The 12,089-nt window shown below is 58.7% G+C and carries 10 protein-coding genes and 1 riboswitch; of the genes, 7 read left to right on the top strand and 3 right to left on the bottom strand.

Annotated features, from left to right (window positions below):
• Positions 1-54: 54 nt before the first annotated feature.
• Positions 55-298: riboswitch (cobalamin riboswitch) on the bottom strand.
• A gap of 304 nt (positions 299-602) precedes the next feature.
• The gene (locus RE428_RS03400; RefSeq protein ID WP_004578939.1) at positions 603-974 is read left to right on the top strand and encodes a hypothetical protein; all 372 of its coding nucleotides are present in this window, start codon (positions 603-605) and stop codon (positions 972-974) included.
• A gap of 110 nt (positions 975-1,084) precedes the next feature.
• Here the strand turns inward: RE428_RS03400 and RE428_RS03395 are convergent, their stop codons facing one another.
• The 3 genes from RE428_RS03395 to RE428_RS03385 all read right to left on the bottom strand — a co-directional run bounded on the left by RE428_RS03395 (position 1,085) and on the right by RE428_RS03385 (position 5,050).
• Positions 1,085-2,497, bottom strand: coding sequence for an OmpP1/FadL family transporter (locus RE428_RS03395; RefSeq protein WP_004578940.1), 1,413 nt, complete (start codon positions 2,495-2,497; stop codon positions 1,085-1,087).
• Between the two features lie 325 nt (positions 2,498-2,822).
• Positions 2,823-3,944 (bottom strand): PilT/PilU family type 4a pilus ATPase, encoded by a 1,122-nt coding sequence (locus RE428_RS03390; RefSeq protein ID WP_004578941.1) that lies wholly within the window; start codon positions 3,942-3,944, stop codon positions 2,823-2,825.
• A gap of 71 nt (positions 3,945-4,015) precedes the next feature.
• Positions 4,016-5,050, bottom strand: a complete 1,035-nt coding sequence (locus RE428_RS03385; RefSeq protein WP_004578942.1) for a type IV pilus twitching motility protein PilT — start codon at positions 5,048-5,050, stop codon at positions 4,016-4,018.
• A 201-nt stretch (positions 5,051-5,251) separates the two neighbouring features.
• Here RE428_RS03385 and RE428_RS03380 point away from each other — a divergent pair, with 201 nt between their 5' ends.
• The 6 genes from RE428_RS03380 (at position 5,252) to metW (ending at position 12,087) form a co-directional block, all read left to right on the top strand.
• Positions 5,252-5,950 carry a YggS family pyridoxal phosphate-dependent enzyme gene (locus RE428_RS03380; protein ID WP_004578943.1) on the top strand — a complete coding sequence of 233 codons (699 nt, stop codon included), beginning with the start codon at positions 5,252-5,254 and terminating at the stop codon, positions 5,948-5,950.
• Positions 5,951-6,044: 94 nt separating this feature from the next.
• A complete protein-coding gene (proC, locus tag RE428_RS03375; protein ID WP_004578944.1) occupies positions 6,045-6,878 on the top strand; it encodes a pyrroline-5-carboxylate reductase in 834 nt (277 codons plus the stop codon).
• A gap of 74 nt (positions 6,879-6,952) precedes the next feature.
• Positions 6,953-7,537, top strand: coding sequence for a YggT family protein (locus tag RE428_RS03370; RefSeq protein WP_004578945.1), 585 nt, complete (start codon positions 6,953-6,955; stop codon positions 7,535-7,537).
• A gap of 657 nt (positions 7,538-8,194) precedes the next feature.
• Positions 8,195-10,159: a dynamin family protein gene (locus tag RE428_RS03365; RefSeq protein WP_004578947.1), complete on the top strand. Its 1,965-nt coding sequence runs from the start codon at positions 8,195-8,197 to the stop codon at positions 10,157-10,159.
• A gap of 189 nt (positions 10,160-10,348) precedes the next feature.
• A complete protein-coding gene (gene metX / locus RE428_RS03360; RefSeq protein ID WP_004578948.1) occupies positions 10,349-11,497 on the top strand; it encodes a homoserine O-succinyltransferase MetX in 1,149 nt (382 codons plus the stop codon).
• Positions 11,494-12,087, top strand: coding sequence for a methionine biosynthesis protein MetW (gene metW / locus RE428_RS03355; RefSeq protein ID WP_004578949.1), 594 nt, complete (start codon positions 11,494-11,496; stop codon positions 12,085-12,087). The genes metX and metW overlap by 4 nt, the downstream gene beginning before the upstream one ends.
• Positions 12,088-12,089 lie beyond the last annotated feature (2 nt).

Here is a 12,089-nt window from a genome sequence, read left to right as displayed (position 1 = left end):
AGCCACCGGTGAAGCCCTCCGCTACACCGCATGTCAGGCCCCCGACTGAAAAGACGGGGAAAAGTGCAAACGGCCGGTCTCCGGGCTCACAATGACATCGCTAAGCGATGTGGACGACAACGCCTTCCCGGGCCGTAGCCCAGTGGCGGGCGCGCCTGAACACTCCGGAATGGCTCCGGAAGCGTCAACACGCCGATCATGTCGTCGTTCACTGTTTACCGTTGCGGGGGCAGCACTGGATTTTCACCAGTTTCCCGTTTCACTCGCTTGCGCGAGCACCGCTTGCGTATTTATTCGAGGCTCAAACCTCAGATGACAGAAGCGTCATTTTATATGGCGGGCACTTTAGGCGCAGCCGTCGCCCCGGTCAATGCGAAAGATCAAGGAATGCACCACGCGAAGCCGCCCTCTTTTAGGGCGCCGCGCCAGAATAGCGTGCACAATTTCCGGAAAGGTAAGCAAAACCACGTACTTTTATGACATCTCCGGCCGGCACATTTTTCGCTTTAAACACCAATACCGATAAAAAACAAACCTGATCGGCATCTATCATGTCGTGGAACCGGCCGCCGCCCGCGGCGCGCCCAATCACCGAGGTAAAAATGATGATGACGCTAGCACCAGAACGCAGTTGGCTGCTGGACCGCGGACTACTCAAGCTCGTGCACCAGTGTCGTAGGCTGATACTGGCTGAATTCGGCGTTAAGCTTCACCTGACCGATGAAGATCTGGAACAACGCCTCGCCTCGTATGCAAAGCAATCGCGCTCATCGCACCTAACCCGGACTTGGGAAGAACTTATCGAGCAGGTCCCCGAACTCACTGACGAAGACGCCACACCAGGCTCGGAAGACAAACGCTATCGTGGGCAGGCCCTGACGGAGCCACCTGCGCCCGCATCCGCAGCAGAAGGCGAGGGTAAGACCCGGACGATCACTTACCGTGGACGCAAGATGGTCGTACCCGCTCATTGATTCAAGCTGAGTGCAAGACCGAGTGCGCACCCAGCTGCTTTTTTGAGCACCCAAAAAAACAGGCAGGCCCGGGGGCCTGCCTGTTCGTCACGTCGATCGGTACTCGCGTATCAGAATGCCTTGCTGACCTGTACCGCTGCGCCCCAGGCGCTCAGCTCATAAGTTGCTGAATAGCTTGCTGCGCCTTCGGCCGGCTCGTCGTCAACCGTATACTCCTGTTCGTTGACGTCGACGTCGTCGAACAGCAGAACACCGGCTGCGACATCGACCGTCCAACCGGACTGGGCGTGGGCGTACTGGGTGCCAAGGGTGAGCCACTGGCGATCATCCGATGGAATACGCGCGGTACGGAAGTTCTCGTTCACCGGCGACTCGTCATACGCGTACCCGGCCTTGAACGCCCACTCCGGGGTCGCCTGCCAGATGGCACCGACGTTCACTTGCCATGTGTCTTTCCAGTTTTCGGAGACATGGCCAATGATATCTTCGTCGCCATATTTGGGACCGCCAACGGCAGAGATTGCACCGCCTTCTTCATCACTCTCCACGTCGAGCGCTTCGAAGCGACTCCATTTGGCCCACGTCGCACCTGCCAGCAGCGTGACGGTATCCGTGAGCTGGTGGCGAACGCCAAAGGTCAGGCTCTCGGGAATCTCGAGCGGCACAACCGCATTCTCCCTGACGTTTGCAACGTTGACGTCAAGACCGCCCGCTCCCAAGGAGACTTGCGGAAAGTTGGACAGCTTGGCATCCCCCTCCAGTTCCAGTTCGGTCCCTGTCTGGCCCGACAAGCCGATTTGCGTACGTTCTGTTAGCTCATACAACAGGCCAAAGGAGAAGGTTGCGCCAACATCATCGCCTTCGACATCGAAATAGCCTTGCTCCAGGGCCGGGCCGGCATAGCCCAGCTGGCGCAACTGCGCTTCGTTACCGCTGTAATCCTGATACTTGCTCAGACGCCCTTCGGCATAAAGTACGTTCACGCCAAAGCCGAGGGAGAATCCTTCACCATTATTCAGGGCAATGGACGGGCTAAACGAGATCACTTGCAGCTCGGTCTTATCGGCAAAGAAACGGCCAACGAAATCGTTCTCGTAGTCTGCCGCCAAACCGTAGGGGGCATGGATGCCAAAGCCCACATCCACAGTATCGTTGAGTTCATGGGTCATGAAAAAGTTCGGCAGAACAGCGAGATCGGCAATGTCGCCGCCATTAGAGCCGCTTACAGGCTGCCCAAGCGTGTTCCTCGCACTCGCCGTCTCTTTCTTTGCCTCGGCATCGATGTCCAGTACCGCCGCACCAAAGGAGATATTGGTGCCCGACAGCTGGCTCATGCCCGCCGGGTTAAAGTAAACGGTTGTGGCGTTTTCTGGATTGGCTGCGGTACCGGCATTGGCCGCACCCATCGCGCTGGCGCTCTGTTCGTTCAATGCAAAACCACCAGCCATGACGGCAGGGGCACAGAATGTTGATGAGAGAGCTGAAGCGACGATTGCACGTGACAAGGTCTTGTTATTTCGCATGTTATTGGATCTCCGCCTAAAGTCGTAGGGACGCGAGTATACGCACGAGCCAGCGCTGGCCTCAAATGCTAAGGCAACCCATTTGGATTGCATATTGTTAGTTATTACAATCGCTTGTCTTTCGACTATCTGGAGACTGTCTCTTCCGAACTGCAGACTCTTGCAAGACGACGAAGTTCCAGAACCGCGAAGTCTTTCGAGACTGGACGTTCTTTCGAGCGTGGAAAGGCCGGGTATCGAGGCGTGACCGGGCCGGTCACGCCTTCAATAGAGCAGGACGTACGGCGAACAGGAAAGCGGGGCCGAATTTTCCGGCCCCCTATTCCTAATCGTCCTGGATCGACAGCTTGTCGACCGTGGATGAAAGCTTATCAGAACCGGCCGCATCGGCACCCAGCTTGATCATCAGACGCAGGTCGTTGGCCGAATCCGCATGGGCCAACGCGTCTTCGTAGGTGATCGCACCTTCAGCGTAGAGTCGGTAAAGCGCCTGGTCAAAGGTCTGCATGCCCATTTCGGTGGATTTGGACATTAGTTCCTTCAGTTTGTGAACTTCACCCTTGCGGATCAGGTCCTGGGCCAGAGGGGTATTGATCAATACCTCGATGACCGCGCGGCGTCCTTTGCCATCCGGCGTCGGCACCAATTGCTGGGCCACGACGGCTTTAAGGTTAAGGGAAAGGTCCATCCAGATCTGGTTATGCTGTTCCGGATTGAAGAACTGGATAATCCGATCCAGCGCCTGGTTCGCGTTGTTGGCGTGCAGGGTGGCCAGACACAGGTGACCGGTTTCGGCGAATTGCACCGCGTATTCCATGGTCTGCTTGGTCCGCACCTCCCCGATCAGTATCACATCGGGCGCCTGCCGTAGCGTGTTTTTCAGGGCCACCTCAAAGCTTTCCGTGTCGATACCCACCTCACGCTGGGTGACGATGCAGCCCTGATGCTGATGGACGAACTCGATCGGATCCTCGATAGAAATAATATGGCCGCGGGAATTGCGGTTACGGTGACCGATCATCGCCGCCAGCGAGGTGGACTTACCGGTGCCGGTGGCGCCCACGAAGATGATCAGCCCCCGCTTGGTCATCGCCAAGTCCTTGATGATATCCGGCAGGGACAGGTCATCCAACTGCGGGATCTTGACCTCGATCCGACGCAGCACCATGCCGCAGATATTGCGCTGGAAGAAGGCGCTAACCCGGAAACGGCCGATGCCCCGGGCACTGATCGCAAAGTTGCACTCGTGGGTTTCGTCGAACTCGGCGCGCTGCTTGTCATTCATCGCGCCGTAGACGAATTCGCGGGTCTGTTCCGGCGTCAGCGCGTTCTTCGTGACGGGGAGCACCTTGCCGTTGACCTTCATGCTGGGTGGCACACCGGCCGTAATGAAGAGGTCAGAACCGCCTTTCTCCACCATCAACCGCAGCAGTTTTTCAAATTCCATCAGTTCACCTGTTACTCATACGTCTGCACCCGAAGGCACACTGAACGTCTAACACCGGGAAAGGACCGGTTTTAGAAGTTGTCCGGCATCTTGGCCTTGGTCCGTGCCGCTTCGCGGGTAATCAGACCTTTTTGCAGCATGCGCTGCAGGCATTGGTCGAGGGTCTGCATGCCGATTGAACCACCAGTCTGGATCGCCGAATACATCTGCGCGACCTTATCTTCCCGGATCAGGTTCCGGATTGCCGAAGTGCCGATCATGATCTCGTGAGCCGCCACCCGGCCGCCGCCGACCTTCTTCATCAGGGTCTGGGAGATAACCGCCTGCAGGGATTCGGAGAGCATCGAGCGGACCATGGATTTTTCTTCCGCCGGGAACACGTCAACGATACGGTCGATGGTCTTGGCGGCGGAGGTGGTATGCAGGGTGCCGAAAACCAGGTGACCGGTTTCGGCAGCGGTCAGCGCCAGGCGAATGGTTTCCAGGTCCCGAAGCTCACCGACCAGGATAATGTCGGGGTCTTCCCGCAGGGCCGAGCGCAAGGCCTCGTTGAAGCCCAGGGTATCGCGATGGACTTCCCGCTGGTTCACCAGGCACTTCTTGGATTCGTGCACGAATTCGATCGGGTCCTCGATGGTGAGGATATGCTCGTAACGACTGTCGTTGATGTAGTCGAGCATCGCCGCCAGCGTGGTCGACTTACCGGAACCGGTCGGTCCCGTAACGAGCACCAGGCCACGCGGAACAGAAGAGACATCCTTGAAGACCTGGCCCATGCCCAGATCTTCCATGGTCAGTACCTTGGAGGGGATAGTCCGGAACACCGCGCCGGCGCCCCGATTCTGGTTGAATGCGTTGACACGGAAGCGGGCCACGCCAGGCACTTCGAAGGAGAAGTCGGTCTCGAGGAATTCTTCGTAGTCCTTCCGCTGCTTGTCATTCATGATGTCATAAATGAGCGAATGGACTTCTTTGTGCTCCATGGGAGGCAGGTTGATCCGCCGCACATCGCCGTCGACACGGATCATCGGTGGCAGTCCGGCAGACAGGTGCAAGTCCGACGCGCCCTGTTTCGCCGAGAAGGCCAGGAGTTCAGTTATATCCATCAGAATTCCTCGGAAGGCTTTTTCTTGGTTCTGTTGTTGCTATAACTTGGTTGTTTCTTTGGTATCGGATAGCTGAACGCTAACCGGTGTCGATTTCACCGCACAGCTCCGGAGACGCTTTTGCAGCTCCAACTCGAGCCCGTCTTGTGTCCCCTTTGAGACCAAGCCAGAATGGGCGCAAGTTTCGACCAGAGGTTCTGAATGGGCAGCATAGCAGACAATATTGGGGGCGTAACCCGACGCATACAAAAAGCAACAAAGGCCGCCAACCGGCCTCCTGAGAGCGTTCGACTCCTGGCTGTAAGCAAGCGAAAACCACCCGAGGACATTCGTGCGGCGGCAGCGGCAGGACAACTTTCGTTCGGCGAAAATTACGTGCAGGAGGCGCTGGAGAAGATGGCCGCCCTGGCCGACCTGCGCAATCTGGAATGGCACTTCATCGGCCCGATCCAGTCCAACAAGACGCGGGACATCGCCGCTCACTTCGACTGGGTCCACAGCGTCGACCGCCTCAAGATCGCCCGCCGCCTGAGCGACCAACGCCCCGAGAGTAAACCGCCGCTGAATATCTGCCTTCAGGTCAACGTCGACAACGAAGACACCAAGGCCGGTGCGACACTGACATCGATTCCCCAGTTGGCCGAAGACGTCATTCAGCTGCCAGGCCTGAGACTGAGGGGACTGATGGCCATACCCGACCCCGACCAGTCCGAGGCAAGCCTGCGAGAAAGCTTCCGCGCACTTGCAACGGCACTAAACCAACTGCGCGAGGCGAACCCCGACGCCGAAGGTCTCGACACCCTGTCGATGGGTATGAGCGACGACATGGAGACGGCGATTGAGGAAGGTGCCACCATCGTGCGTGTCGGCACAGCACTGTTTGGTGCCCGCGATAGCTAGTCTGCTGTTATTATCGGGTTCCAGACGCCCTTGTTTTGTAGCCAGAACTTTTGCATCCAGATTGACCTTTTTACCAGACTGACGGAGTTCCAGCGTGAGCACATCCCAGACGATTGCATTCATTGGTGCCGGCAACATGGCGAGCGCCATTATTGGCGGCATGCTCGAGAACGGTTACAACGCCGATAATATCTGGGTCAGCGCCCCAGACGATGATCACCTGCAGAAAATCCGCAATCGCTTCGGCGTCAGCGTCACCACCGACAACCGCCATTGCGCCCAGCAAGCCGACATCATCGTGCTCGCAGTCAAACCCCAGGTCATGCGGGCCGTCTGCCAGGACATCGCCCCAGTGGTGCAGAATACCCGGCCGCTAATGGTTTCAATCGCCGCCGGGCTGGAATCCGCCACCCTGGACCAGTGGCTTGGCGGCGGCCTACCGGTGGTACGCGTCATGCCCAACACGCCATCGCTGGTCGGCAAGGGCGCGGCCGGCCTCTACGCTACCGACGAAGTTGGTAGCGAGCAACGCGATGCAGTTACGGCCATTTTCGAAAGCATCGGTGTCGCGGTTTGGGTGGACAATGAGGACCTGCTGCACTCGGTCACCGCCCTGTCAGGCAGTGGCCCCGCCTACTTTTTCCTGATACTGGAAGCGCTGGAAGAAGCGGCCATCAGCAATGGCCTGGACGCAATGACCGCGCGCCAACTGGCGATCCAGACCATGGCCGGTGCCGCTGAAATGGCCGCGCGAGGGCCGGACGAGCCGGCGCAACTCAAACGCAACGTCATGTCCCCCGGCGGCACCACCGAACAGGCGATCAAGACCTTTGAGGAAGGCGGCCTGCGCGAACTGGTCCAGAAGGCCGGCCAGGCCGCTTTCAAACGCTCAGGCGAACTCGCCAAAGAATTGAGCAAAGACGAGTAAGTTTGTGCATAGAGGTGGAAATTCACCCTATGCGACCGCATTATTGACGCCGACACCTGAGCACGGAGCCTGATATGCTGGCGCAGATTCTGATTACGACGTTACAGATTCTATCGACCTTCTACCTCACCATCGTCCTGCTGCGCTTCCTGTTGCAACTGGCACGGGCGGACTTCTATAACCCCATCAGCCAGTTCGTGGTCAAGGCCACCAACCCGCCCCTGCGTCCGCTACGCAAGGTGATTCCGGGTTGGGGCGGCATTGATGGCGCCTCACTCGTGCTTGCGATCATCATCCAAACCATCACCTTCCTGCTGATCCTGATCGCCCTGAACAATGGCCTGCCGGCCATCAATCCGCTGACCTTGCTGGCCTGGTCGGTGGTGACCGTCCTGGGGCTGATCGTTAAGATCTACTTCTGGTCGGTGCTGGCCATTGTCATTATCAGTTGGATTGCACCCGGCAGCCCACACCCCGCGATCCAGTTGATTGGCCAACTCACCGAACCGGTGATGCGTCCAGTCCGCAACGTCATGCCGGCGGTTGGCGGACTGGATCTCTCGCCGATCGTGGTGTTCCTGATCCTCAACGTCGTGTCCATCGTGATCGAACATATGGCCCGAGGCGTCGGCCTCGGCAATATCGGCGTCGCTCTTTGAGCGGCGCCTGCCACACGCCCAGCCATCCAATTGCCCGCCCCAACAAACACTTACATAATTACGCAAAAAACCACACGCCAAGCTTGTCCCGCCAGCTAACTGATTTTCAATAAATTATCTATGCCCTGCCGATAAATTGGCGGTAACCAGGGGCGAAAACCGGCAACAGATCACAGAGCCACCTTTTCGCGCGTCCTACCATGGCTAGAATAAGCCGGAACTGTCTTAAGAGACGACGCAGGTGCAGGACATCGAAAAGACAGTACACAGGTATTCAAAATAAAGGACCGCAGGAAAGGTTCGCATTACGGGTGATCTAGCGCTGCAACCAACCCCACTACGAGCACTCCGGCGTCTCCGCAGACTGAGAATTCGCGCAGAAGGTTAGTGCTCCGTGAAGGTGATATTTACGGCTTCAGCATCCCTGTGGTGCTTCGCCGCAAGACGCAGGACGCAGGGAATGGCCTCGGCCCTTGCCAAGGCCTGCAACGCCGTGGCGAAGCACCACAGGGTTGCCCTGCGGGTTGGTCTGTCCGACCTTAGGACTGCGTTACGCCTCTTGCCAAGGGCTGCGGCCATTGCCTGCGAGTCGCGCCTTGCCCTAAGGACGGGCAGGCCAACTGAAGTCGCAAATATCACCTTCACGGAGCACTGGCCATGAACGCAACTGGAAGCTTGACCCACCAGGTGGAGGCCTACCACACCTGGAAGAAGGAACTTATTCGTCAAATCTCCCGCTACCGTCTCTGGCTGCAGGACAATGACCTGTTCTCCGACGATGTCAGCCAGCGCATCCGCCGCGGCCTGGAGCTATTGATTGAAGACGAACTGACGATTGCCTTCGTCGGTGAGTATTCCCGGGGCAAGACGGAGCTGATCAACGCGCTCTTCTTCTCCGAGTACGGCCAGCGCATGCTGCCCTCCCAGGCCGGTCGCACCACGATGTGCCCGACTGAGCTGTTCTATGATCGCACCGAAGGCAAGGACTACCTGCTCCTGCTGCCTATTGAGACCCGCCGCGAAGACGTTTCCCTGCAGCAGCTGCGCAAGCGTCCTGAACGCTGGCAGCGTTACGACCTCGACGCCAGCAAGCCCGATATCATGCGCGAAGTGCTGGCCGAGGTGGCCCAGGTCAAGAGCGTCACACCGGGCGAGGCGCGGGAACTGGGTTTCCACGAGAGCATGCTGGAGCATGATCGCAACAATCCGGGCCATGTGCTGGTACCGGCCTGGCGCAACGCCCAGATCAGTATCCGCCATCCCCTCTTCGAGCGCGGCCTACGCATCCTCGACACGCCGGGCCTAAACGCCCTCGGTTCCGAGCCGGAACTAACCATCAGCATGCTGCCCAGCGCCCATGCAGTGATCTTCCTGCTCAGCGCTGACACCGGCGTTACCGCAAGCGACATGACCGTCTGGAAAGAACACATTGCCACAGAGGAAGCCGATCACCGTGCCGGTCGTTTCGCCGTACTCAATAAGATCGATGTGCTTTGGGACGACCTGCAGGGGCCAGAACATACCGAGGCGTCCATTCAGCGGGTGCGTGAGTACACGGCCGATCACCTGAACATTCGCGCAGACGACGTGATCCCCGTGTCGGCCAAGCAAGGGCTGCTGGCCCGAGTACAGAAGAACGAAGCGCTGTTCGAGCGCAGCTGCTTGCCGGAGCTGGAAACGCTGATCATTAACCGCATCCTTATGCATAAGGAGCAGTTGATCACCCAGAGCCTGATCAACGACCTGCTGGGTATGCTGCAGAATAGCCAGGCGGCGATGCAGACCCGCCTGGACGCGTTGAAGGATGAACTCAATGCCTGCGGTGAAACCCAGATGGACCGGGACGCCCTCAAACGTCTATCTGATCGGGCCCAGCAGGATTATGACTTCTACTACAAGAAGCTGATCACCCTGCGCTCCAGTCGCCGGCTGATGCAGTCCCAGGGGGATATGCTCATCGACCTGGTCACCGAAGCCCGTTTCGATGATCACGTCGAGAAAGTCCGTGGCCTGCTAAGCAAAAGCTGGACGACCGCGGGCATGAGCCGGGCGATGAACCACTTCTTCGAGTTGCTGGAAAACGACCTCAGCAACCTGCTGGCCGAAGGCCAACTGGCCGAGAAGATGGTCAGTTCCATCTACCGCCGCTATAACGAGGACACCCGCGCCCGCCACTTGGAGCCGATTCCGCTACGGGCCGGCCGTCACGTCATTGCGGTACGTGAGCTACGCAAGAAAGCGGACCGCTTCCGCCGTAACCCGAAAAACATGCTGACCGAACAGTCACTGCTGATTCGCCGCTTCTTCAACGTCATGGTTGGAGAAGCACGCACCCTGCACAACCGCGTGCGGACCGATGTCGAACGCTGGCCCCAGGAGGCGCTGCTGCCGATCATGCAGTACTCCATGGAGCAGAAACAGCTGCTGGAACACCAGATTCGCCGCATTCGTGACATGGCCCGCAACGAGCGCACCATGAAGGAAGAGCGCCAGCGACTGGAAGACAGCATCGGCGACCTTCACCGGCAACTGGAACTGGCCGACAATATGCACCGCCAGATTCGCAAGCCCGCACCGACATTGATCCAGCAGAAGGTCGTCAATCTCTCCGGCATCGCCTGACCCCTTCTGCTTTCGCCCCCCCAAGAGCGGCTATTGATGCCGCTCTTGGGGGTTTTATGACGTGAGTCCCGACGCGCTGTTGCAGCCCTCGCCCCCCACCTTTAAACTGCTTCGCTGGCCGGCACTACGAGTCTTCCAACGATCATGCCGGTGTTGTCCAGGAACCCAGTCCAGGAACCCCTTGCGTCGATGCCCGATTCATTGCCACCCGATTCCGTAGGGTTGGTCCAACCCCAGACCCTGCACTTCCCGGAGCCGCTGACGTTAGCTTGTGGTCAGGCGCTGCCGAACTACGACCTGGTGGTGGAAACCTACGGCGAACTCAATGCCGATGCCTCCAACGCGGTGCTGATCTGCCATGCCCTGAGCGGCCATCACCATGCTGCCGGCTTCCACAGCATGGACGAACGCAAACCAGGCTGGTGGGACAGCTGTATCGGGCCCGGTAAGCCAATCGATACCAATCATTTCTTCGTTGTCAGCCTGAACAATCTGGGGGGCTGCCACGGCAGTACGGGGCCGGCTTCCATCAATCCGGATAGTGGCCGTGCCTATGGCCCCGACTTTCCGGTCGTGACCGTAAAGGACTGGGTAGAAAGCCAGGCACGCCTGGCCGACCGTCTGGGTATCCAGCAGTGGGCTGCAGTCGTGGGCGGCTCCCTCGGTGGCATGCAGGCATTGCAGTGGAGCCTGTCCTTTCCCGAGCGCATCCGTCATGCCGTGGTAATTGCCTCGACACCGCGCCTGACCGCCCAGAACATCGCGTTCAACGAAGTGGCCCGCAAGGCCATTACGTCAGATCCGGATTTCCACGATGGCCGCTACTGCGAACACGACGCCGTCCCGCGTCGCGGCCTGATGTTAGCCCGTATGGTCGGCCATATAACGTACCTGTCCGATGCGTCGATGGGCGAGAAGTTCGGCCGCGAATTGCGGGAGGAAGCCTATAAGTTCGGCTACGATGCCGAGTTCCAGGTGGAGAGCTACCTGCGGTACCAGGGAGAGCGTTTTTCCGAGACCTTCGACGCCAACACCTATCTACTGATGACGCGTGCGTTGGACTATTTCGATCCGGCCTTCGAATATGGCAACGATCTGGCCAAGGCCCTGACCCAGGCCCGTTGCGAATTCCTGGTGCTTTCCTTCAGCACGGACTGGCGATTCACCCCGGCCCGCTCCGAGGAACTGGTCAAGGCCATGATCGCCGCCCGCAGGAAGGTCAGCTACGCCGAGATCGACGCGCCCTGGGGCCACGATGCATTCCTGATTCCGACGCCGCGTTACATGGATACCTTCACCGCCTACATGAGTCGCGTGGCACGGGAGGTAAACGCATGAGGGCCGACCTGGAAATCATCGAGAAGTGGATCAGTCCCGAGAGCCACGTATTGGACCTCGGCTGCGGCGACGGCACCCTGCTCGCGCACCTGCAGCAGGAAAAGCAGGCCACCGGCTATGGCCTCGAGATCAACCCGGACCATATCACGACCTGCATGGGCCGCGGGGTGAGCGTGATCGAACAGAACCTCGACCTGCAGGGGCTGGGCAATTTCGAGGACCAGAGCTTCGATGTGGTTCTGATGACCCAGGCCCTGCAGGCGGTCCGCCGCCCTGACGTCGTGCTGGATGAGATGCTCCGACTGGGCCGCGAAGGCATCGTTACATTTCCCAACTTCGCTTATTGGCGGCTGCGCTGGTACCTGATGCGCCGTGGCCGCATGCCCGAATCCGAAACCCTGCCTTACAAGTGGTACAACACCCCCAATATCCACCTGTGCACGTTCAAGGATTTCGAAGCACTCTGTTATCGTAAGAACATCCACATCCTGAACCGTACCGTAGTCGACAGTGAACACCGCTACCGCTGGTTCAGCCGACTATGGCCCAATATGCTCGGGCAGATCGCGATCTACCGGATTACCCGCTAGGA

Origin of the sequence: Marinobacter nanhaiticus D15-8W (assembly GCF_036511935.1) — a bacterium.
In the GTDB taxonomy this organism is placed as follows: domain Bacteria; phylum Pseudomonadota; class Gammaproteobacteria; order Pseudomonadales; family Oleiphilaceae; genus Marinobacter_A; species Marinobacter_A nanhaiticus.
The sequence above is the reverse complement of the archived record's forward strand: the minus strand, read 5'-3'. Positions and strand labels throughout refer to the sequence as shown.

What these genes read in the sequence shown, in the direction of transcription:
- RE428_RS03400 (WP_004578939.1), top strand. Translation starts at nt 603, where the DNA reads ATGATGATGACGCTAGCACCAGAACGCAGTTGGCTGCTGGACCGCGGA.
- RE428_RS03395 (WP_004578940.1), bottom strand. Translation starts at nt 2,497, where the DNA reads ATGCGAAATAACAAGACCTTGTCACGTGCAATCGTCGCTTCAGCTCTC.
- RE428_RS03390 (WP_004578941.1), bottom strand. Translation starts at nt 3,944, where the DNA reads ATGGAATTTGAAAAACTGCTGCGGTTGATGGTGGAGAAAGGCGGTTCT.
- RE428_RS03385 (WP_004578942.1), bottom strand. Translation starts at nt 5,050, where the DNA reads ATGGATATAACTGAACTCCTGGCCTTCTCGGCGAAACAGGGCGCGTCG.
- RE428_RS03380 (WP_004578943.1), top strand. Translation starts at nt 5,252, where the DNA reads ATGGGCAGCATAGCAGACAATATTGGGGGCGTAACCCGACGCATACAA.
- RE428_RS03370 (WP_004578945.1), top strand. Translation starts at nt 6,953, where the DNA reads ATGCTGGCGCAGATTCTGATTACGACGTTACAGATTCTATCGACCTTC.
- RE428_RS03365 (WP_004578947.1), top strand. Translation starts at nt 8,195, where the DNA reads ATGAACGCAACTGGAAGCTTGACCCACCAGGTGGAGGCCTACCACACC.
- metX (WP_004578948.1), top strand. Translation starts at nt 10,349, where the DNA reads ATGCCCGATTCATTGCCACCCGATTCCGTAGGGTTGGTCCAACCCCAG.
- metW (WP_004578949.1), top strand. Translation starts at nt 11,494, where the DNA reads ATGAGGGCCGACCTGGAAATCATCGAGAAGTGGATCAGTCCCGAGAGC.